Annotated in this window: 14 protein-coding genes and 4 tRNA genes; 4 read left to right on the top strand and 14 right to left on the bottom strand. The window is 64.8% G+C overall.

Annotated elements, in window-relative coordinates:
* Window positions 1–793 precede the first annotated feature (793 nt).
* Complete coding sequence (locus F4036_05350) at window positions 794–1,759, top strand: hypothetical protein (protein ID MYK37166.1); 966 nt, start codon at window positions 794–796, stop codon at window positions 1,757–1,759.
* Between the two features lie 203 nt (window positions 1,760–1,962).
* On the opposite strand, the gene F4036_05345 is transcribed toward F4036_05350, so the two are convergent.
* From F4036_05345 to F4036_05295, 11 genes are all read right to left on the bottom strand, one after another.
* On the bottom strand, window positions 1,963–2,964 hold the full coding sequence (locus tag F4036_05345) for a DUF4433 domain-containing protein (GenBank protein MYK37165.1): 1,002 nt from the start codon (window positions 2,962–2,964) through the stop codon (window positions 1,963–1,965).
* Complete coding sequence (locus F4036_05340) at window positions 2,948–3,886, bottom strand: macro domain-containing protein (protein ID MYK37164.1); 939 nt, start codon at window positions 3,884–3,886, stop codon at window positions 2,948–2,950. Before F4036_05340 ends, F4036_05345 begins: the two co-directional genes overlap by 17 nt.
* A gap of 418 nt (window positions 3,887–4,304) precedes the next feature.
* Window positions 4,305–4,381 (bottom strand) — tRNA-Lys (locus F4036_05335).
* Between the two features lie 65 nt (window positions 4,382–4,446).
* Window positions 4,447–4,522: transfer RNA gene (locus F4036_05330), tRNA-His, on the bottom strand.
* 51 nt (window positions 4,523–4,573) lie between these two features.
* Window positions 4,574–4,650 (bottom strand) — tRNA-Arg (locus F4036_05325).
* A 42-nt stretch (window positions 4,651–4,692) separates the two neighbouring features.
* A tRNA-Pro gene (locus F4036_05320) sits at window positions 4,693–4,769 on the bottom strand.
* A 1,025-nt stretch (window positions 4,770–5,794) separates the two neighbouring features.
* The gene (locus tag F4036_05315) at window positions 5,795–7,237 is read right to left on the bottom strand and encodes an aldehyde dehydrogenase family protein (GenBank protein ID MYK37163.1); all 1,443 of its coding nucleotides are present in this window, start codon (window positions 7,235–7,237) and stop codon (window positions 5,795–5,797) included.
* A gap of 117 nt (window positions 7,238–7,354) precedes the next feature.
* Window positions 7,355–9,985, bottom strand: coding sequence for a TonB-dependent receptor (locus F4036_05310; GenBank protein ID MYK37162.1), 2,631 nt, complete (start codon window positions 9,983–9,985; stop codon window positions 7,355–7,357).
* 7 nt (window positions 9,986–9,992) lie between these two features.
* Complete coding sequence (rpiA, locus tag F4036_05305; protein ID MYK37161.1) at window positions 9,993–10,637, bottom strand: ribose-5-phosphate isomerase RpiA; 645 nt, start codon at window positions 10,635–10,637, stop codon at window positions 9,993–9,995.
* 191 nt (window positions 10,638–10,828) lie between these two features.
* Window positions 10,829–11,413 (bottom strand): 5-formyltetrahydrofolate cyclo-ligase, encoded by a 585-nt coding sequence (locus F4036_05300; GenBank protein ID MYK37160.1) that lies wholly within the window; start codon window positions 11,411–11,413, stop codon window positions 10,829–10,831.
* A 62-nt stretch (window positions 11,414–11,475) separates the two neighbouring features.
* Window positions 11,476–12,180: a cell division protein ZapA gene (locus tag F4036_05295; GenBank protein MYK37159.1), complete on the bottom strand. Its 705-nt coding sequence runs from the start codon at window positions 12,178–12,180 to the stop codon at window positions 11,476–11,478.
* On the opposite strand from F4036_05295, the gene pepP reads away from it, so the two are divergent.
* From pepP to F4036_05280, 3 genes are read left to right on the top strand one after another with little or no spacing between them, the layout of a single operon-like run.
* A complete protein-coding gene (gene pepP / locus F4036_05290) occupies window positions 12,096–13,406 on the top strand; it encodes a Xaa-Pro aminopeptidase (protein MYK37158.1) in 1,311 nt (436 codons plus the stop codon). The two genes, F4036_05295 and pepP, sit on opposite strands and share 85 nt — an antisense overlap.
* Window positions 13,406–14,614 (top strand): 2-octaprenyl-6-methoxyphenyl hydroxylase, encoded by a 1,209-nt coding sequence (locus F4036_05285; GenBank protein MYK37157.1) that lies wholly within the window; start codon window positions 13,406–13,408, stop codon window positions 14,612–14,614. Before pepP ends, F4036_05285 begins: the two co-directional genes overlap by 1 nt.
* A complete protein-coding gene (locus F4036_05280; GenBank protein ID MYK37156.1) occupies window positions 14,611–15,807 on the top strand; it encodes a hypothetical protein in 1,197 nt (398 codons plus the stop codon). Before F4036_05285 ends, F4036_05280 begins: the two co-directional genes overlap by 4 nt.
* Window positions 15,808–15,957: 150 nt before the next feature.
* On the opposite strand, the gene F4036_05275 is transcribed toward F4036_05280, so the two are convergent.
* From F4036_05275 to F4036_05265, 3 genes are all read right to left on the bottom strand, one after another.
* Window positions 15,958–18,759, bottom strand: a complete 2,802-nt coding sequence (locus tag F4036_05275; protein ID MYK37155.1) for a hypothetical protein — start codon at window positions 18,757–18,759, stop codon at window positions 15,958–15,960.
* On the bottom strand, window positions 18,695–19,693 hold the full coding sequence (locus F4036_05270) for a carbohydrate kinase family protein (protein ID MYK37154.1): 999 nt from the start codon (window positions 19,691–19,693) through the stop codon (window positions 18,695–18,697). Before F4036_05270 ends, F4036_05275 begins: the two co-directional genes overlap by 65 nt.
* Window positions 19,694–19,806: 113 nt before the next feature.
* Entirely contained in the window at window positions 19,807–20,598 is a 792-nt protein-coding gene (locus F4036_05265) for an SDR family oxidoreductase (GenBank protein ID MYK37153.1), read from the bottom strand.
* Window positions 20,599–20,600: the final 2 nt, after the last annotated feature.

The following is a 20,600-nucleotide window of genomic DNA, read 5'->3' as shown; positions in this document are numbered from 1 at the left end:
CGGCCCAGGAAAGTGCCCCGCAAATGGGGCGCGCCGCATATTGATTTCACTGATTCTTATGTTCTGCCGCGTACCATTCGTATGCCGGAATGCAGCTTCCTGGAGACGCTGAATGCGAGGCGGACGGCAGTAGGAGGCCCGCTGGATCTTGACGATCTGTCTTCGCTCTTGTGGCATTCGATGCTTCTTCGCGAAAGGAAATACGACGGCCGGTTCGGAATTCCATGGGAGAGCAGATCCGCGCCGTCCGGCGGAGGCCTACATCCAATAGAAGTACTGTGCCTTTCGCTTGGAGAACGCGAACGCGATGGACTATATCGCGGAAAAGATCATGCGCTACTCAAGATGCACGGTGGCCAGAGAGCACGCGCTTTGAACACGGCCAGCGTTGCTGAGCTTACGGGGGCGACGGCCGGAACGACTTTGCAGTTTGTTGCGGACTGGTCAAAACTCACCGCTTGTTATGAAAATGCGGAATCATTGCTATGGCGCGATTCCGGGGCTTTGACCGCCTGCATATGCTTGGTTGCAGCCTCGCTTAAGCTGACAGCTGCACCACTGGGGCGCATTGGAACAGATATTCTTAGGGCTGCCGGGATCCGTGAACCTTTTGTAGGTGCAGGTGCGGTTCACGTTGGCAAGCTCAATGCATGCATTGGCAGTTCATGCTAATTCGTAACCCGAACTTGACTTGCATGTGGAATCGCCGATCGGGTCAACTTCCTGGTCCAATCGGCATCCTGCAATTTCTTCGGAACCGATTGCGGGAGATTCGGCGATGACTTCCGGCCCGATGTCCAAGTCCCTGGAACCCCCTGATGGGCCTACCGACGCTGCCGAGTTGAGATCCAGGTTGCTGGAATGCCTCGGTGGTGACTGGCCCGAGCCTTGCGAGCTGGAGCCCAAGGTCACACGGGAGGAGCAACTCAACGGTTACCGCTTGCTGTGGGTCGATTATGCGGTGGAGTCCGGTCATCGGGTGCCGGCTATCCTGATGATTCCGGACGGAGTCACTCCGGCATCGCCGGCGGCCGGGGTGGCCGTGTGGCACCAACATGCGGGTAAGTGGCATCTGGGCAAGAGTGAACCGGCCGGTCTGGCCGGTGATCCAATGCACCATACGGGAGTGGCGCTGGTCCAACTGGGATACGTGGTGCTCTGCCCCGATGCTCTTTGCTTTGAAGACCGACGGGACCCGCAGGGCAGGTTCGAGGGCGGCGACTTCGAGCGTTTCGAGTTTCTGCGCCACGTCGTGCAGGGACGCTGCATGGCGTGGAAAAACATTCTGGATATGCGTCGAGCCGTCGACTATCTGAGCACTCGCCCGGAGGTCGACGCTGGGCGTCTGGGATGTTACGGCCACTCCATGGGGTCGATTCACACTTGGCTGGTGGGGCCCTGGGAGCAGCGCTTGAAGTGCCTTGTGGGCAACTGTTGCCTGCCCACCTACTCGGCGATTGACCGCCACAAGCTCCTCAATTGTTTTCCCGCCTTCATCCCGGGTTTTCACCAATACGGGGATACGCCCGATATCGTCGGGCTGATTGCGCCCAGGGCGCTCCATCTGAACTTTGGCGAAAATGATGCCGGTTCGCCCATCGAAGACGTGCACCGAAGCCTGGAGCGCATCAGCCGAGCCTATGCCGGGGCCGGGGCTGGTGAGCGGTTCACTTGGTTAATCGAGCCCGGCGCCGGCCACATCTTATCGGCGAAGATGTGGCGTAAGGTCCGGGAGACACTTCGGAAGCACTTGTCGTAGCGACCCCGACGTTAAGCGGCCACATTGGGAATGTCCGGTCGAATGACGCGCAGGCGCGTAGTCGCCAGCGCCACCAGCAGTGTCTCGATGGTGTGTTCGCCCCGCTCAAGCGCCGCGATGCGTGCCGCGACGAGCTCCGCGCGGGGCAGGTCATGGTCCTTCAGTACGTCATTCATGGGTACTCATGACCAGCCCGCTTCGCGTCAAATCACCAAATCAGATTCATCCCGCTCATCGAAGTCGCCCAGATAGGCCAGGTACCCGTCTAGTAGCACGCGAACTTGATACCTTGGTACGGGCCGACTGATCGAATAGGCGACTGGCTGCTTCGAGACCAGGAACCCGTTCTTGCGCTCTCTTACCGTCCGCTCGCCAAATGTCCACTCGACAGTGAGATCAAACGGTCCGCGCATGTTTGGAAAGTTATTCATGTAGAACAGGAACTGGGACTTGGTACTCGAGAGCTTTGCCTTCTTAATGAACGTGCCTCGCTTCTCGAACATTCTTCGATCGCCCTCATCGACGCGGATCATCTTGAGCCACCGGGCCCTTGCTTTGGGTCCAAGTAGATTCAATAGCGTCTCCCGTTCCGCCGGCGACCTGCAGACTATGTGCTTTAGCGTGTCGAGCGACAGCGCGTTCTCGATCACGACCTCGGAATTCCTGGCGTTCAGGATCTCCGGGCGCCCGGACTGACCCAGGTCGCCGACGCCGCTGTCATGATAGACCTTGCCAAAGTCGATCGACTTCAGGAATTCGGCTGAGTCACCGACCGCCGCTACTTGCGTCAGGCGGCCCTTCGTGAAGGACACGCCTTCCTCAGCTAGCAGGTTCACTGGGAACAATAGGTAGACCGGCACCGGCATTTGTACACCGTATTTAATCTCTCCTCGCGGTCGAACGCCCTCATTCGTGTATTGAGTCGGCGTTCGTGGCCGGAAATAGAGCCGGACCAGGTTGCGGTGCGTGTTGGATAGTTGCTCCACGTAACCCGGGGCTCCGCTGTCCACGTGTATCACCTGCCTTTGCTCCGCCGCCGCTCGTGACAGCAGTTGACCACTATTCAGGATCTCGGCGGCGTTCTCGACGTGATCGGATCGGTAAAGCCAACGCCACCACCAGCGCCGATTGCGGTCCAGCCGCAGGCTGGACCGCAATCGCTGCATGTGTTCGAGGATTTCGTCCGCGTCAGCCTTGAGCGGCATAGTCCGGTCTTGCGAACAGGTCCCCTGTCGCAGGCTTCTCAGGTGCCGCCGGCATGGGGGGCGGAACCACCTGGAGGCCCGCTGCCGGGTTCGAGCGCAGCCCGCTGGACGATGTCGACACCTTGACTGGTTCCACGTACGGCAGTTCCGCAAACACCGGCAGCAGATACGACGCGAACCGGTGCTCCGGCGCGATGCTGCCGTGCGTCAGGCCAAAGTCCCGCAATTGCTGCCAGAAACTAAGCAGTTCTTCCGACAGAATCCGTGTGTTTCTGTCACCTACCTCTACCGTGATGGTTGGGGGGCTCTGCGTGGCAATTGCTCTGTAGGCATGGCCCTTCGCCAGCGTAGCGAACTCCTGTTGTCTGCTCAGCACCTCCACAATGTCTTGCCACACTTCGTCGAAGGGCAGCGCGGCCGGTTCCGAACGCAGCCATTGCTTGATGCTGCGCACGTCCTTGTGTTCTGGGGGGTCGGTTTTGACGCCACTTAGATAGATGAAGGTGGGGACGGAAAGGTTTCCCAGGTAGCGCTCCATGAGCGGTTTGACCTGCGTCTCGAAGTCGAGTTCCCCATTGCCGCAACCGAGTTCGGGGAATGCGATCGACGTCATGCCCACCTCCGAATATCGTGCCCGCAGTTTACTAAGGCCGGCTTCGATATACTCCACCCTCGACGGGTTGCGCCAGTGCTTCTTGGTCGGGAAATTCAGAATCCATTTATTCGGCGTCGGATAGAGGAACAGTTTGCCGATCTGCAATTCGCCTCGCTCGCATACGTCTCGGTACGCTTCGAACATTTCGGGATAGATGCGTTTGAACTTGAGCGCGATGCCCTTGCCCATGACGCCTACGGTATTCACCGTGTTAACTAGGACGTTTGCTGGTGACTGGAACAAGTCACCGGATAGGTACGTGATCATGCGTGCCGAAGTTCCGGCGCAACCTTGCTGGTTCGGTTACTAAAGCGAGAGGGGTTATCGGCCAGGACGGTATTCAGACTCACGATGTGCGATCCTAGGGTCGTAACTTGAACCGCTAAGCGGACATTACACGCACACCCATTAATGCGTTCAAACACAGCAATTCTCCAACAACGAATCATCTGGCAATTTGCGGGACCTGTCAACCAGCGAGGATACTTCTAGGCGGCACACGGATATATTAGGTTACTGGTGGCCAGGGGCGGAATTCACATAGTCGCCCCTTAAATTACTCTAACCACACTGCATTTGGCTGAGAACAATAGTGATCCCAATCTGTCGCAAAGGCCACCATAAGGGCCACCATTATCAAAAATACATATTATATCTTTAGTTATCAATATCTTATAAAAAGTAGTGGTGGGCCGTGAGGGAATCGAACCCGCAACCAATGGATTAAGAGTCCACTGCTCTACCTAGTTGAGCTAACGGCCCAGTGGGATGCCGGCGCACTACGCCAGCCGGTGGGGGTGCAATATTGCCACAGCGGTGGTGAAGGGTGGGGTGGACGATGGGACTCGAACCCACGACGACCAGATCCACAATCTGGGGCTCTACCAACTGAGCTACGCCCACCACGGTTGATGCTGCTGTCCGGCCCGCCGCCTGGGGCGCCGCTTCCGCCGATGGCGCGCCTGGCAGGACTCGAACCTGCAACCACCGGCTTAGAAGGCCGGTGCTCTATCCAGTTGAGCTACAGGCGCATCGACTGGTCAGACCGGGAAAGCGGCGGCCCTTTGGCGCAGTGGTCGGGGTAAACGGATTTGAACCGTTGACCTTCTGCTCCCAAAGCAGACGCGCTACCAGACTGCGCCATACCCCGCCGCGTGCCGAGCCAGCGGTGGGCATGATAACACTTGGGGGGTTTTGGGAGGAAAATCGCGGTCTCTTTAGTAATTTCGAGTAACAGGCAACGACTAACCCAGTCCCGGGAACCATATCTTTAGCTACCCACTACTGGATATTCCAGGGTGGGCTTAGTTCAGCGATCGCCAGTTGTTCCAGGGTATCGTAGCGACAGAATAGTATCCCGACCTTTAGCCCTCTTTCCCGGGCTTCCAGGATCAAGTGGTTGACTCGGGTGTTCGTGGGCTGGCCATTGTGCTTGCAATTGGACCGGCTGATTTTCTTGTAGCCGCTGTGCCAGCGTTTGTATAGGTTCTCTGCGGTTCCGACATAGGCCGGAGTGCCATTGGTTACCACGACATACACCCCGGCGGTACTGGGCAGCTTGGGTAGTCGCAACCGGCAAAAGGGAGGCGTTAGTTCCTTGTGCCGTTCGGTCTCGGCCAGCTCCTCCTGTGGGTTATCCAGGACGGGGCTTCCGTCCGGTTGCCTTTCCAGGCGGATAAAGCCTAGGTGCTCGAAAGTGTGCCCTGCAATATAAAGCTCGGGCGCGGAGGGGTTTTGCATAACCTGGTTTCTGCGGGAGCCCCGGCGGAAGGCTGGTTCCCTATTGCGGGGTCAATGTATCACGCTTGACAGCGTGGCATTGGTTTTTCACGCATCCTTCCGTGTGTGGAATTCAGGTGGTATGTCTGATGAATCCACGACACAAACCACGTCATGTACTTTCAGCCACGCGATCATGGTTTCAGCCTCCGCAACGTTCCGCACTTGAGAAGCGCCATCCAGGATCAAGCGGCAGGATTCTTCATAGTCCTGCCCTCTTTCCTTACAGAGAACGGCGATAAGTTGCAATTACCGTGGCGTAGCGGGAGGAATGGGAACCATAAACCTATGTCCAGGTAAGAGAGGTGATTTCCCCTCCTGGAATCCCCCTTATATTGGCGTTCAATTCAAATGGACCGAGTGCCTTCTTAAGGGAGGGCAAGACGCCCTCCTTCCTTAGGTGGCGGGTTCGGCGTAGGCGTCGATGTTGCGGGCTTCGGGCGACAGTTCGGACAGGATGAGCTTGTGGCGGTAGAAGCGGTCGATGCCGGGGGGGCCCATGCGGGAGCGGCCCAGGCCGGAGAGGTTGAAGGGATCCTGCTCGAATTCGTGCACTGAGCCCGACAGCGAGGCTTCGTTGACGCTGACTACGCCGCCGTTCAGGCGCCGGCCCACTTCCACGCCCTCTTCCTCGCTTCCGGCGAAGACGTTGGCGCTCAGGCCGTAGCGCGAGTCGTTGGCCAGCTCGACGGCCTCGTCGAGGCTGTCGAAGGGCATGACGGGCAGCACCGGCCCGAAGGTCTCGTCGGTCATGATGCGCATCGTGTGGTTGACGCCGCTCACGACGGTCGCGGGATACCAGGTGCCGCCGTCCTCGACGGGCTTGCCCCCGCAATGCACGGTGGCGCCTTTTTCGACGGCGTCGTCGACGTGCGACTGGATGGTCGCGAGCTGCTTCTCGAAGATCAGGGGGCCGATGTGGCCCTTGTCGGGCGCTTCGGTATTGAGCGTGACGTTGGCGGCCAGTTCGGCGAGCCGCTCGACCAGGGCATCGTGAATCGGGCGGGCCACGTAGATGCGCTCCACGGACTGGCAGGCCTGGCCCGTTGCCGCGACCGAGCCGCGCAGCAGGACCTGGGCGGTGCGCTCCAGGTCCGCCGACTCCAGGACGATGGCCGGGTCCTTGCCGCCCATTTCCAGGAAGGCGGGGATGAAGTTGCTGGCGGCGCGCTCGGCGACGATGCGCCCGGTGCGCACGCTGCCCGTGAAACAGACGGCGTCCGAGTTGTCGATCACGGCCTCGCCGGTCGCCCCGGCGCCCATGGCGTAATCGACCACGTCCGAAAGTCCGGGCACCTGGGCGAAGCATTCGCGCACGGGGTCCGCGTGACGGGGCGTGATCTCGCTGGGCTTGTAGAGGATCGCGCTACCGGCGATCAGCGCCGGAACCGAGTCGATCATTCCCAGCAGGAAGGGGAAGTTCCAGGGCGAGATGATGCCCACCAGCGGGAAGGGGACCAGTTGGGTGCGCGCCATGATCGTTGGCACCGAGCTGTTGCGGGCGGCTTCGTTCTTGATGATTTCCCGGGCGAATCCGGCCATCCGGTCGGTCATGTGCTTGAGGTTGTCGATCTCGATGTGCGTGATCAGGACCCGGCCGGTATCCGCCACCAGCGCGTCGAAGATCGCCTGGCGGTTGTCCTGCACGGCGTCCGCGAAAGCGTTGAGCGCCTCGATGCGCTTCTCCAGCCCCAGGTCCAGCCAGGCGGGCTGGTTCATGCGCAGGCGGTCGGCGGTGGCCGCGACCTCGTCGGGCGTGGCGGGCTTGATGACGTAGTCGCGCTCGCCGGTGCGCGGGTTGCGGACGTGGATCGGGGCGAAGGAGGCGGGTGCGGACATGGGCGGGGTTCCTTGGTCGTGAGGCGGGCATTTTGCCATGTCCTGGGAGGGAAGGCGTCTCGCCTTCCCGGGGAGGACGGGACGTCCTCCCTCCCAGGCTATGTCCTCTCTGCTAGGTTACTGGGTGCGGATTCGGAAGCCGAGGAAGATGCGGCGGCCGCGGGGGTCGGCGGAGCGGGGGTCGTAGTTGCCGCCTATGGCTACGTATGGCGGGTCCTGGTCGAGCAGGTTGGCGGCGCCTAGCGTGAGGGTCGTCTCATTATCGGCCCCGACGCCAAAGAAACCGCCAAACGACCAGCGGACGTTTGCGTCGAGCGTGGTGAAGCTGTCGATGGAGCCGCCGCCGTCGTCTTCATAGCCGCCGATGTGGCGCACCAGGCCATTCACTTCCCACGCACCCCTGGTCCAGGACAGGCCGGCCGCGCCCCGGAATCGCTGGTTGGGTGCGCCGACGTTGGCCCGATTGAGCTTGCCCAGCGCATCGATTTCAACGCCCGCGTTGGTCACGTCGTAACTGAAAAGCCAGGTGGCCTCGGCCCATCCAGAAAACAGTCCCGCGCCGGTATCCACGGTGCCGCGCGCCGAGAGATCGACGCCGGTGGTTTCGATCCTGTCGGCGTTGATGAACGCCACGTTGACGATGGTGATGGTGCCGGCGGACGTTCGTTCGATGCGCGGATCGAACGGGTCGGCGTTCACGATCGCCTGGGCGTTTTCCTTGCGCAGCACGTCCTCGAACTCGTAGCGCCAGAAATCGGCGCTCAGCGCCCAGGTCGCGCTTCCCTGCCAGGTCACGCCCAGGTTGTATGCGCTCGACGTTTCCGGCTGCAGCGTGGGATCGCCGACGGTGCGGCGACCGGCGAAGGTCCTCGATGCGTCGTAATCGACGATATTGGTGAAATTGGTTTGCGCGCCGCGGGTCTGAAACGGCGATGGCGCCCGGAAGGAGGTACTGTAGGAGCCCCGCAGCGACCACGCGTCCGAAGGCCGGTAAAGGAGCGTGACTTTCGGGTCCAGCGTATTGCCCACGCCGGAACCGTAATCCTCGTAACGCAACGCGCCGGTCACCTCCAGGCTGTCGGTGAGCGGCAGCCAGGCTTCGCCATAGACGGCATAGACGGAATCGTCCGCGTCGAAGTTGGGGTTGCCGATCAGAAACGCCCAGCCGTCCTGGCGGGTTACGGTGTCGTAGCGGAAGTCCAGCGTCTGTTTGCGGTGCTGTGCGCCGACAGCATAGGCGCCCCCCAAAACGGGCAGGTCGCCGTTGACGTTGGCTTCAACGGTCGTCAGCCGCGAGTCTCCCAGGCCGATGAAGTCGCCGATGATGAACTCGTACAGTTCTCGCCCGTTGGCAAGCGGCGAGCCTGGTTCCGCCGCGAAGTTCGAGCTGAAGGGGTTGAAGAACAGGCAGCCGCCCTGTCCGGGCGTCCGGTCCGGTCCGGGCGCGCAGCCGCTGCCGCCGAAGCCGTTCAGAGCGGCCTGGAAGTTCGCTATGTGCACGTCGCGTGGGTTTTGCAGGGCGTCGTTGGCGCCGTAGACCACGGAGACGTTCCAGGACGCGGAATCCGTCAGTTCGCCCTCCATACCGGCGGCGAACCTCAGGGTTTCGTGCTCGTAGTAGTTGACCTCGGGCGGATGCGCGTAACCGTACGGCCGACCCTGGAAGAACACGTCCTCGCCGTAGGGATTGGCCGGGTGATAGGCCGGCACCACGGGCGTGTTTAGGACTGGAAAGCTGGGCGACACCTCGCGGTTGATGTCGTTCCTGGCGTAGCCGAACTCGGCCCACAAGGCTGTTTTGCCGCCCCGGTTCCAGTCGCCCTGGCCCCAGAGCTGCAGGCGCCGTTCGTTGGGCACCGTCGTGATTTGCGGAGCGTAGTCGAAACGGCAGATTTCGCCGGCGCCGCCGGAAAGCTGCTGCAGAAGGCCCTCGTAGCGGGCGCAACCCGGATCGGCCACCGTTTGTCCCGTAGACGGTACGTTGAAGCTGGCCGGATTGCCGAAACCGCTGGTGGACGGCGCCAGCCAGTCGACCTCGGCCAATATCAGGCTGGTGCGGTCCAGGTAGCTGGCGGCTACGAGGAAGTCGCCTTCGCCCTGGGCGAATTCGCCGCCATAGACCGCATCGACGGTCAGGTCTTCCTGGGAACCCTCGCTGGTGCGTGTGCGGAACTCGGTTCGCAGCTCGAACCCGTTGTAGCCGCCGCGGGTGATGAAGTTCACGACGCCGGCCACCGCCTCGGAGCCGTAAATCGCGGCGGCGCCGTCCTTCAAGATCTCGACGCGCTCGATGGCGAGCATCGGCGCCAAGCCCGCCAGGTCCACGAAACTGAACCCGTCGTCGGTCTGCGCCGAGGAAAGCACCTGCCGCCTGCCGTTCACCAGCACCAGCGTGGAGGCGACGCCCAAGCCGCGCAGATTGACGTTGGCCGTGCCCACCGTGTAGTTCTGCGACAGGTTGTCGGAATTGTTCTCCGAGCCCGCGTTGATCGAGAGGACGCCCACCACGTCGCGAATGTCCTTGAGCCCTGCATCCGTCAGGTCCGGCCCCTCGTGGATCGTGAGCGGCGACGGCGAATCGCTCTGCCGGCTGATCCGGCTGCCGGTCCTGGCCATGACGACGATCTCCTCGATCGTGTCTGACTGGTCGGTCTGGTCGGTTTGCGCCGCGGCGTCCGGGGCGGCCAGCGCCGTGGCGAGCACCAGCGCGAGCGCGAAACCCGCCGACGTTACGTGCCCCCCCAACATAGGGGAATTATAGGGAGTAGGCGCCTTCTGCCGTGCCGACGATCACGACTTCGGGGCGGTGGCGGGCGAACAGGCCCACGGTCACGACGCCGGGGACCTGGTTGATTTCGGTTTCCATTTCCACCGGGTCGAGGATCTTGAGGTTGTGCACGTCCAGGATCTCGTTGCCGTAGTCGGTGACCACGCCTTCGCGGTACTGCGGCTGGCCGCCCAGTTCGACGAGCTTGCGGGCTACCGCCGAGCGCCCCATCGGGATGACCTCGACGGGCAGAGGGAACTTGCCGAGCAGCTTGACCCGCTTGCTTTCGTCGACGATGCAGACGAAACGGCGCGAGGACGCCACGAGTATTTTTTCCCCGGTCAGCGCGGCCCCGCCGCCCTTGATCAGGCGCCGGTGGTCGTCGGTCTCGTCGGCGCCGTCCACGTAGAGGTCCAGCGTGCCGCACTGGCTCAGGGGCGACACCTCGAACCCAAGGTCGTTCAGCAGATCGGTGGTGGCCTGCGAGCTGGACGCGATGGCCGTGATCCGGTCACGCACCTCCGGAAGCAGGGCGATGAACTCGTTGGTGGTGCTGCCCGTGCCTACGCCCAGGCGGCAGTCGTGGCGGATGTGCTCGATCGCGGCGCGCGCGGCATGGCGCTTGGCCGCCAGCGCTGCCTCTTTATCGGTCTTTTTCGATCGCACTCGGCTCTACCGTAACGGGGAAAGAGAAACAGCCTCGCAGTTTGCCGGCCACGGCCATTATATGGAGCGCCGGCGCCGCCTGGGAGCAAGGGCATGTCCCTTGCGGCGTCCCGCCCTCGAAACGCGGGCTTCCCCCTGGGAGCGAGGGCGTCCCGCCCTCAATCACCGCCGAACTCGTGGATCCGCATTTCCGTGATCACCGCATCCACCGGCACGTCAGTCGGCTTGGCGTAAAGCTGGCCCACCTGCTGAAACTCGTAGCCCAACCCCACCAGCAACGGCCGCCGCCAGTTCTTCGACGCATTGCGAAACGCGAACGCGCGGTCGTAGTAGCCGCCGCCTTGCCCGAGCCGGTTGCCGCCGGAGTCGAAGGCCACCAGCGGCAGCAGGACCACGTTCGGCCTTCTCGCGCTCACCCAGCGCCCGGGGCGCCATTCCGGTTCGAGTATTCCCCATCGGTTTTGCGCCAGCGCCTCGCCTGGATCGAACGGCGCGAACCGCATGTGCCGGCCGACGATCACGGGCAGCAGCACCGTGACGCCGCGCTCCAGCGCCCAGTCGATGATCGGTTCGCAGGACATTTCGCCACGGTGGGCGATGTAGGCGGCGATGCAGCGTGCGTGTTGGAGTGCGGGCAGGGAGCGCGCCAGTTGTGCGCATTGCTTGGCGGCTTCGTCGCGTTGGGAGGCGCTCAGGATCGCGCGCCTCTTGCGCAGGGAGGAGCGCAGGGCGTCGATGGGCATTTTGTCGCTCTTTTTTGAGGGCGGGACGCCCTCGCTCCCAGGACGACGTTGTGCGGGCGGGGTCAGCCGGCGGCTTGCGCCTTGGCGCCGTTGGTTGCGGCGGCTTTCTCGAGGCGCCGTTCGACGCGCCGGCGGACGCTGCGCACGCTGTCGATGGTTTCCGTGGCGCTGCTGTCGTTCGCGCGCTGCGATTGCAGCAGGTTGGTGGCAAGCCTCAGGGCCGCCAGCATGAATACGTTGGTCGTGTCGAGCAGGGGGTCCGCGTGCTGCACGTTCTCGATCTGCTCGTCGAGCAGGGAAGCCGCGCTCTTCAGCACCTCGCGGTCTCCAGGTTCACAGGCGATTGTGTGGTCCTCGCCCAGGATTCGAAGCCTGACGGTCTCGAACTTTTCGGTCACACGCTGCGTTCCATGCTGCGCAGACGCTGAACCATCTCGGCGACCCGCTGGCGTGCTTCCTCCCGGGTATTGAACAGCCTGGAGCGCTCGCCCTGAAGTTTCTCGCACTGGGTGAGCAGCGCGGCATTCTCGCGGCGCAACTGATCGTTCAGATCGAGCAGTTCGTCGACGCGCTCCGACAGCAATTCGATCTCGTTGTGCAGGTTTTGTTCCTGTGCCATGACCCGCGAATATAGCACGGAACCCCCTCCCTCCCAGGATCGGCGACCGGCTAAAATCGGCAAATGCTCCAGGCTCAGGACTTCGCCCGCCGGCGCCGCGCCCTCTTGGGCGCGCTCGGTCCCGGCTGCGCGGCCATCGTCCCCGCAAGCCCGGTGAGGGTCCGCAGCCGAGATGTCGATTACCCCTATCGACCGGACACGAACCTGCTCTATCTGACCGGTTTCCGCGAGCCCGAAGCGGTGGCCGTGCTCGTGCCCGGCCGCGCCGACGGCGAGTTCGTGCTGTTCTGCCGCAACCGCGATCCCCTGCGCGAATTGTGGGACGGCAAGCGCGCCGGTCCCGAGGGCGCGAAGGACCAATTCGGCGCCGATAGCGCCTATCCCATCGACGCGCTGGACGAAGTCATGCCCGGCTTGCTCAAGGGCTGCGACACCGTGCACTACGACCTGGGCAGCAACCCGGCTTTCGAGGCGCGGCTGGGCGGATGGCTGAAGAAAATGCGCGACGGGTCCAAGGAACGCAACAAGGCGCCGGTGCAGGTTGCCGCACTGGACTTTTACCTGCACGAAATGCGCCTGTGCAAACACGAAACGGAGCTGGAATGCATGCGCAGTTCCGCGGCGGTGGCCGTGGGCGCCCACAAGCGGGGGATGCGGCGCACCCGCCCGGACATGTACGAATACCAGGTGGAAGCGGAGATCGTCTATCGCTTCAACCAGAGCGGGGCGACCGAATCGTATCCGTCGATCGTCGCCTCCGGCGCCAACGCCTGCATCCTGCATTACAACGAGAACACGAGCCGGATGCGCGACGGCGACCTGCTGCTGGTTGACGCCGGCTGCGAACTCGAAGGCTACGCGTCGGACATTACCCGGACCTGGCCGGTCGGCGGCACGTACACGCCCGAGCAGCGCGCCGTCTATGAGATCGTGCTGGAAGCGCAGCGGGCGGCGATCGAAAAGATGGAACCCGGCGCGGCCATCCTCGACCCGCACCATGCCGCCATCGACGTGATCACGCGCGGGCTCAAGCGGATCGGACTGCTCAAGGGCAAGGTGTCCGAGCTGGTTCGCGACGGGGGCTACCGAGAGTTCTTCATGCACCGCACCTCGCACTGGCTGGGGATGGACGTGCACGACGTGGGCGACTACGAGACCGACGGCGAGCCGAGAAAGCTGGAACCCGGCATGTGCTGCACGGTCGAACCCGGCATCTATATCGCCGCGGAGAACGGCGACGTGCCCAAGGGGTTCCGCGGAATCGGGATTCGGATCGAGGACGACGTGGCGGTGACCCAGTCCGGGCACGAGGTGCTGACGGCCGCGCTGTCGAAAGACCCGGACGAAATCGAAGCGCTGGTCGGCTCCGGCTGATGTACGCGGTCCTGGTGGCCGGCGGCGGGCTGACGGGCGCCAGCCTCGCGGTCGCGCTGGCGGACCTGGGACTGAAGGTCGCCGTGGTCGAGGCGGTTCCGCCGGAGGACCCGGGCCAGCCCAGCCTCGACGACCGCACCAGCGCGATCGCGCGCACCGGCGTTCGGATCCTCGAGAACCTGGGCGTCTGGACGCGGCTTGCCGAGACGCCGAGCCCGATCCGGGCCGTGGAGATTTCCGAGCGCGGCTGCTTCGGCGGCGCGCGGATCGACGCCGCTTCGCAGGGGCTGGACAGCCTGGGCAGCGTGGTCCGCAACCGGGTGCTGGGACAGGCGCTGTGGGAGAAGCTGCGCGAGTCGGAACGCGTCGACATCTTTTGCCCTGCCAAGGTGCGTTCGGTGGAGGTGGAGGCCGACAGGGTGCGCGTCAGAGTCAAGGCGGAATCAGGGAAGGCGAAGACGCTCGACGCCCGTTTGCTGGCAGTGGCGGAGGGCGCTCGTTCGCCGCTGCGCGAGAAGTTCGGCATTCAAGCCGAGCACAAGGAATACCCGCAGGTCGCGCTGACGGGCCTGGCCGAGGTCCGCAAGGTGATCCGGCCGGACACCGCCTGGGAGCGCTTTACCGCCGACGGCCCGCTGGCCGTGCTGCCCGCGGGCGGGCGGCGCTACGGGTTCGTGATCGTATCGAACCGGGGCGCGGAAAGACTTGGGGAAATGAGCGACGGCGACCTGCTGGGTCACTTGCAGGAACTGATGGGTTACCGAGCCGGGGAGTTCGTTGCGGTCGGGCCGCGCGCCGTCTATCCGCTGTCGCTGCACCGGGCGGAGCGGGTGACGGCGCCCCGGTCGGTGCTGGTGGGCGCGGCGGCCAACAGCGTGCATCCGCTGGTGGCCCAGGGATTCAACCTGGCGCTGCGCGATGTAGCGGCGCTGTCGGAAACGCTGGCGGCCGCCGGACGGCCGCCGTCCGACCCCGGCGATCCGGCCCTGCTGGCGAGCTATGCCTCGTGGCGTCGGCAGGACCAGGCCAACGTGGTCCGCTTTACCGACGGCCTTGCGCGGCTGAGTCGCAGCGCCTGGCTGCGGCCGTTGCGCGGACTGGGCCTGCAGGCGTTTGACGTTCTGCCGCAGGCAAGGCCGATGCTGGCTCGTTTCGCGCTGGGGCAGGGTGGCCGCATGTCGCGACTGGCGCGCGGACTGCCTTTATGAGTGCGCGCTTTCAGGCCGCGGTCGCCGGTGGCGGGACCGTGGGCCTGGCATGCGCACTGCTGCTCAACCGCCGCTGCGACTGGGACGTCGCGCTGGTGGAGCGGTCCGCTCCGCGGGAAACGGATGGCGAGGGACCGCAACGCGCACTGACGCTCTCGCCCGGCGCCGTGGAGGTGCTCACCGAATGCGGGGCTGGACGCGAAGGCGTCCCGCCCTCGTCGAAGGCGGGGACGCCTTCGTTCCCCGCGCATGCGTTTTCGCGGATGGTCGTGTGGCGGGGAGAAGGCGGACCCGCATCCGGAAACTCGATCACGTTCGACGCGGCCGAGCTGGGCGTCCGGATGCTGGGCAGCGTGGCCCACGAGGCGCCGTTGCGGCGCGCGCTCTGGGATCGGGCGCAGCAGTGCATGGGGGTTCGCGTTTACTCCGGCGCCGCGCTGGCGTCCGTTCGGATCGAAGAGGATTGCGGATACCTCGATCTCGACAACGGCGAGGAGATCGGCGCCGAACTCCTGATCGGCGCCGACGGAGCGCAGTCGAAGCTGCGTTCGGCGCTGGGGATCGAATTCCGTTCGTCCGGCTACGGCCAGACCGGACTGGTATTCGAGGCGGACTGCAGCGAAGCCGATGGAGACATGGCCTGGCAGCGGTTTGAAGATGACGGCGTCCTGGCCTTGCTGCCGTTGAGCGAGAGCCGGATGAGCATCGTCTGGAGCCTGCCCGACGAGCGCGCCGAACGACTCAAGCGCCTCGACGAGAAGGGCCTGAAGGCGGCGCTGAACGACGCCGGTGCGTCGGTGGCCGGAGAACTCGTTCCCGCGACCCCGATTGCCTCGTTTCCCCTGCGTCGCGGCCAGGCGGAACAAGCCTGCGGGGAACGCTATGCGCTGGTAGGGGAAGCGGCGCGCACCGTGCATCCCCTCGCGGGCCAGGGGCTCAACCTGGGACTCGGTGATGCCGAGGCGCTGGCCCGGATTTGCGCCGGCCAGGGCGATGCGATGATCGGCGACGCGCGGGTGCTGGGCCGTTTCGCGCGCGAGCGGGCCCGTTACGGCGAGGAAATGTCATTCGGCATTCACGCGATCAACGCCGCCTTCAGCGGCCCCATGGCGCCGCTCGCCTCGCGTGGAATGGCGGCAGTCGATCGCTTCCCGCCTCTAAAGCGCCAGCTTGCCGCCCGCGCCATGCGCTAACCAAGTGCCTTCCTTCGGGAGATTCGCCGACCGTAGCTCCTTTGTGTGCTTCCCTCTTTCAGGAGCGTTGGAGCAGGACAGCGAGAATCGAGCCAGGATGGCGCCTCCGGAAAGAGGGAAGCACACAAAGGAGCGGGATCGAAGCGCCTCCTACTCGGCCAGATTCAAGCGTTCCCAGGCGCCGTCGCTCAGGCGCATCCGTGAGCTTGGCCAGTAGGCGGGGTCGAGCTTGACCGTGGCGACCTTGGTTGCGCCGGTGGGCGTTATGCCCTCGACGCGAACGATTGGCTTGTCTCCCACCATCTGAAGCGCGCCGGCGAACTCGCCCAGGCTGGCGACCGGCTGTCCGTCAAGCGCGGTGACCTGCAGGTAGCGGATCGGCAGCAGGTAGCGGTGGGCCGGCGATCCGTAGGTGTAGTGCTGGATGGTGACGCCCTGCGGCCGGATCGCGAGCTGGGCAGCCATTCCGCGCTGCGGTTCCTGAATCAGCGCGCCGGCCCAGAACAGGACCTCCCGCAGGCCCTCCCAGCCCAGTTCCACCGTGTCGAAATCGAGCTTCACTTCTTCGCCGTTGCGCCAGACCAGCAACTCGGCCCGAGGCTGGCCGGCGATGGCCTGCTCGACCTCCCGAGGCCGCGTGGCCATCCGGCCGTTGATCGTCAGCAACAGGTCTCCAGGGCGCACCTGGTCGGCGGCGGGCGTGCCGGCCACGGTCCGCTCCGCCATCAGCACCTGGCGGCGTTCCCTGTCGTGCTCCTCCACCTTCAGCCGCCAGTCCTCCGGCAGTCCGCGGCGCAAGGCCACCGATAGCGGTGCACGCTGCCACTCGACCTCCAGCGAACGCCAGGACGCCTCCCGCCGGAGGTGATCGAGCATCACCTGGACGTGTTCGATCGGAAGGCCGGCGACGATCTCGTTGGGACGGTTTCTCGATCCCGACGCGAAACTGCTCCACAGCGCCGCGACCCGGGCGCGGGAGTCCAGCAGCACGCCGGAAATCTGCACGTCGGCGTTCTCCACTTCCAGTATTTCGAGGTTGGCCTCGCGAAAGCCGCCGAAGTTCGACGGCATCACGTTGATCGGCTTCAGATCGCCGGCTTCGTAGGACCGGATCACCGGCTCCAGGTCGGGGCGGAAGCCGGCCAGGAAGATCTCCTCGCCCGCCCGCGGCGCCCGCGGAGCGAAGACCGCGGCCCGCAAGGGCGTGTCGCCCAGCAGCGCCGGGTCGTACTGGAGCACGGCGAGGTTGTGCACCGGGTGAATGGCGGCGACCCGGGCCGTGACCTCCAGCGTTCCGTTGAAGGTCAGCACCGCGTCGCCCATGGTCTCGGGCACGGTATTGCGATCCACGACGACCCAGCCCCTTTCCGTGTCCACGATCAGGCCCGCGCCGTAGTAGTGCTGGCCGTTGACCGCGGACACGACGTACGGCATGTCGAAGCGCACGTGCACCAGCGAAGGCGCGATCCGGCGCAGCCGCGAATCGTCGAACTCGCGCGGCTGGGTCATACGCGGCTCGGCGGGCCCGGCCGACGCCGCGGGCGCAAGCGGCCGGCACGACCAGTCCTGGCTGGACTCGCCCTGCCGGCAGCGTTCGGCCGCGAACCAGCCCCGGCCGGTGCGGGCGCTGCGCACCTGGTTGGCGCGCGGGTTGCGCGGCGTGCTGTAGCGGAGCTGGGCCACGTCTTCATGCCCCAGCACCGACAGGGCCTGTTCGACGTCGTCCAGCGTCTCCAGCGGCCGTCCGTTGATTTCGCGCAGGATCGATCCGTTCTCGATCGCGGCCAGGCCCAGCATGTAGCCGGGTTGCGCCACGTAGATCGTGTTCAGCGGCACGTTGAAATGGCGCGCCTGCTGATACGAGGTCGGGTGCAGAAAGGTCCCGCCGAAAGCGACGTATTCGCGCGGTGTGACCGCATGCAGGTCGGCCACCTCGATAACCGCTTCCATGACGCGGCCGCGGCGCTCGATCAGCAGCGATACCGGCTGGCCGACGCTCCCGTCGAGCACGGCTTCCAGGCGCAGGAAGTCGGGAAACTCCTCGTCTTCGATCCGCAGCAGGATGTCGCCCGGAATCAACGCGGACGAGGCCGCGGACCCCTGCAGCGTCGAGCGCACGACCAGCAGGCCGGCGCTGCCAGGAAACGTCGCGCGGGCGTTCGCCTCGGCTTCCTCTCCCAGCCCCAGCCGGCGCAATTCGTCGTAAGGCAACTGCTCGAAGGTGGTCAGCAGCCCGCCGCGCGGCACGGGCTGGCCTTCCTGCACCAGCGCCAGCGCACGGCGGACCCGTTCCAGCGGCAGGAAATAGCTGCTTTGCGCGCGCACCTGACCGCCCGCGTTCAGTGCGACCGCGCGGCCCTCGATGTCGATGACCGGGCTGCCCGAGGAGCCGCCCGAGGTGCCGGAAGCGGCCTGAATGTAGAAGGTGTTGAAGTCGTTGTAGCGGCCGAAGCCGTAGTTGGGGGCGGTGCGGTCCAGCCGCGCGATGGTTCCGGCAAGAATCGAGAACCGTTCGCCCGCGTCGTTGCCCACCACCCGGATTTCGCGCCCGAGCTGCGCCGCTTCGGGGGCCAGTTCCAGGCCCTCGGGCCGGATGTGGCGGAGCCCGGCCGGATCGTAGCGGAAGAAGCCGAAATCGTGCACCGGATCGGCGTACAGGCGCTGGAGTTCGATCTCCTCCTGGTTGGCGAACAGCGCCTCGCCCTTCACCGGGCCGGTCGATACGATATGCCGGTTCGTCAGGATGATCCCGCGCTGCGCGTCCACGACGAAGCCCGTCCCGTCGAGCAGCGTGTTGGACTCGGTGTCGAAGGGCCGTGTCTTGTTGACCCTCAGCGAAACGACCGAGGGGCGTATTTCCTCCAGCGTCTTGCGCCAGGCGGCCTCGTTATCCTGCGCCTGCGCGCTCAGGCAAAGCAGCGTCAGTGCCGCCGTCGCCCAGGTCAATCTCATAGCCGTAGTTTTCCTTGAATTCACGTTCAAGCCGTTCTCGATCAAACCGATGGTTCTGCGTTCCCGCGCTGCCCGCCTTGATGGCGCCCAGCAGCGCCGCCAGCCTTCCCGAGTCTTTCCAGTCCCATCCCCTCACGATACCGTAAGCCAGGCCGGCCCGGAAGGCGTCGCCGCAACCGGTCGGGTCCACGACTTCTTCGACGCGGGCGGGCGGAATGGTTTCGCATTCATCCGCATGGTAGATCTTCGCGCCCTGCGCGCCTTCCGTCACGATCAGCGCTTCGACCTCGGCGCAGATCCGCCCCCGGTTCCAGCCCGAGGCGCGCTTCAGCATTTCCGCTTCGTAGCTGTTGACCGCCACCCAGGCCGCCATGCGGATGAAGTCGCGCAGTTCCTTGCCGCTGAAGTTCGGAAGCCCCTGGCCCGGATCGAACATGAACGGCAGGCCGGCCTCGTGCATCTGCGCGGCGTGATCGAGCATGGCCTGGCGGCCGTCCGGCGAAATGAGCCCGAGTTGCGCGCCGGTGTCCGCCGGCAGTTCCCGGCAGTGCGCGTGGTTCATCGCGCCCGGGTGGAAAGCGGTGATCTGGTTGTCGTCCAGGTCGGTGATGATGTAGGCCTGCGCGGTGAGCTGCTCGGGCAGTTCGCTGATCAGCGCCGCGTCCATTCCCAGTTGCTCGATACGCTCGCGGTACGGTGCGAAATCGCTGCCGGCGGCAGCCAGCATCAGCGGCCGGTCGCCCAGCAGCGCCAGGTTGTAGGCGATGTTTCCGGCGCAGCCGCCGAATTCGCGCCGGAATTCGGGAACCTCGAAGGCTACGTTGAGGATATGTACCTTGTCGGGAAGGATCTGTTCGCCGAAGCGCCCGCGAAACAGCATGATGTTGTCGTACGCGAGCGAGCCGCAGACGACGGTAGTGCGGGCTCCGGGCATGGGACCGGCAGCCTCAATCGGTCAGTTGCGGACGCCAACCTGGGAGCGAGGGCGTCCCGCCCTCGGCGAAGGCGAGACGCCTTCGCTCCCAGGTCCTGCATGATTCGTGGGCGTCAGGATGCGCTCAACGACGCGAATTCCGCGGCGAAGTCCGCTTGCGGCTCCCCGTCCTCGGCGTGAATCTCGAACACCTTGTTGAGCGCCGCGTCTTGCGCCAGCGCCGCCACGCAGACCCGCGCCACGTCGGCGCGCGTGATCCAGATGCCCTCCGAGCGGGTATCGCCCTGCTCGAAGATGATGGTCTGGTTGCCGCCGGGATCGTCGCTCAGGCCGCCCGGGCGAACGATGGTGTAGGGAATTCCGCTGGCCGCCACCGCTTCCTCGCCCCTGCGCTTCCAGATCAGGATGTTGTTGAACATCCGGTTCAGGTAGTGGTCGTCGTCGGTCACGCCGCGCGAGGAAACCAGCACGTACTGGCCGGCTCCCGCCGCCAGCGCCGCTTCGGCGAGGTTGCGGGCGCCCTCGAAGTCCACGTTCTCGGCGGTGTTGCCGGGGCCTCCGCCTGCGCTTGCTCCGGCTGCGTTGATCACGGCCCCTACGCCGTCCAGCGCGGCCGCGATGCTGGCGGGGTCCTTGAGATCACCCACGACCGCTTCCACGTCCGCGCCCAGGCGCTCGGCGGCCTTGGCCGTGTCGCGTACGAAGGCGCGCACCGGGTAGCCCTGCTTCACGAGTTCCGCGACGACCAGCGAGCCGGTCCCGCCGGTGGCGCCGGCCACCAGCACCAGGGGTTTGGATTCCTCCTGGGGCGCGGCCTGTTCGACGGGCGCCTCGCCGCTCTGCCCGCAGGCGGCCGCGGCCAGGGAGGCCGCCGCCAGAAAACCGATCAGTTTGAACGGACGCATGG

The organism is Gammaproteobacteria bacterium (assembly GCA_009845905.1).
Lineage (GTDB): Bacteria > Pseudomonadota > Gammaproteobacteria > Steroidobacterales > Foliamicaceae > Foliamicus.
The sequence above is the reverse complement of the archived record's forward strand: the minus strand, read 5'-3'. Positions and strand labels throughout refer to the sequence as shown.

Excerpts from the sequence above, each read along its gene's own strand:
- F4036_05300 (MYK37160.1), bottom strand. The coding sequence starts at position 11,413 with ATGCCCATCGACGCCCTGCGCTCCTCCCTGCGCAAGAGGCGCGCGATC.
- F4036_05275 (MYK37155.1), bottom strand. The coding sequence starts at position 18,759 with ATGAGATTGACCTGGGCGACGGCGGCACTGACGCTGCTTTGCCTGAGC.
- F4036_05315 (MYK37163.1), bottom strand. The coding sequence starts at position 7,237 with ATGTCCGCACCCGCCTCCTTCGCCCCGATCCACGTCCGCAACCCGCGC.
- F4036_05345 (MYK37165.1), bottom strand. The coding sequence starts at position 2,964 with ATGCCGCTCAAGGCTGACGCGGACGAAATCCTCGAACACATGCAGCGA.
- F4036_05350 (MYK37166.1), top strand. The coding sequence starts at position 794 with ATGTCCAAGTCCCTGGAACCCCCTGATGGGCCTACCGACGCTGCCGAG.
- F4036_05270 (MYK37154.1), bottom strand. The coding sequence starts at position 19,693 with ATGCCCGGAGCCCGCACTACCGTCGTCTGCGGCTCGCTCGCGTACGAC.
- pepP (MYK37158.1), top strand. The coding sequence starts at position 12,096 with ATGCTCCAGGCTCAGGACTTCGCCCGCCGGCGCCGCGCCCTCTTGGGC.
- F4036_05265 (MYK37153.1), bottom strand. The coding sequence starts at position 20,598 with ATGCGTCCGTTCAAACTGATCGGTTTTCTGGCGGCGGCCTCCCTGGCC.
- F4036_05280 (MYK37156.1), top strand. The coding sequence starts at position 14,611 with ATGAGTGCGCGCTTTCAGGCCGCGGTCGCCGGTGGCGGGACCGTGGGC.
- F4036_05310 (MYK37162.1), bottom strand. The coding sequence starts at position 9,985 with ATGTTGGGGGGGCACGTAACGTCGGCGGGTTTCGCGCTCGCGCTGGTG.
- F4036_05285 (MYK37157.1), top strand. The coding sequence starts at position 13,406 with ATGTACGCGGTCCTGGTGGCCGGCGGCGGGCTGACGGGCGCCAGCCTC.
- F4036_05340 (MYK37164.1), bottom strand. The coding sequence starts at position 3,886 with ATGATCACGTACCTATCCGGTGACTTGTTCCAGTCACCAGCAAACGTC.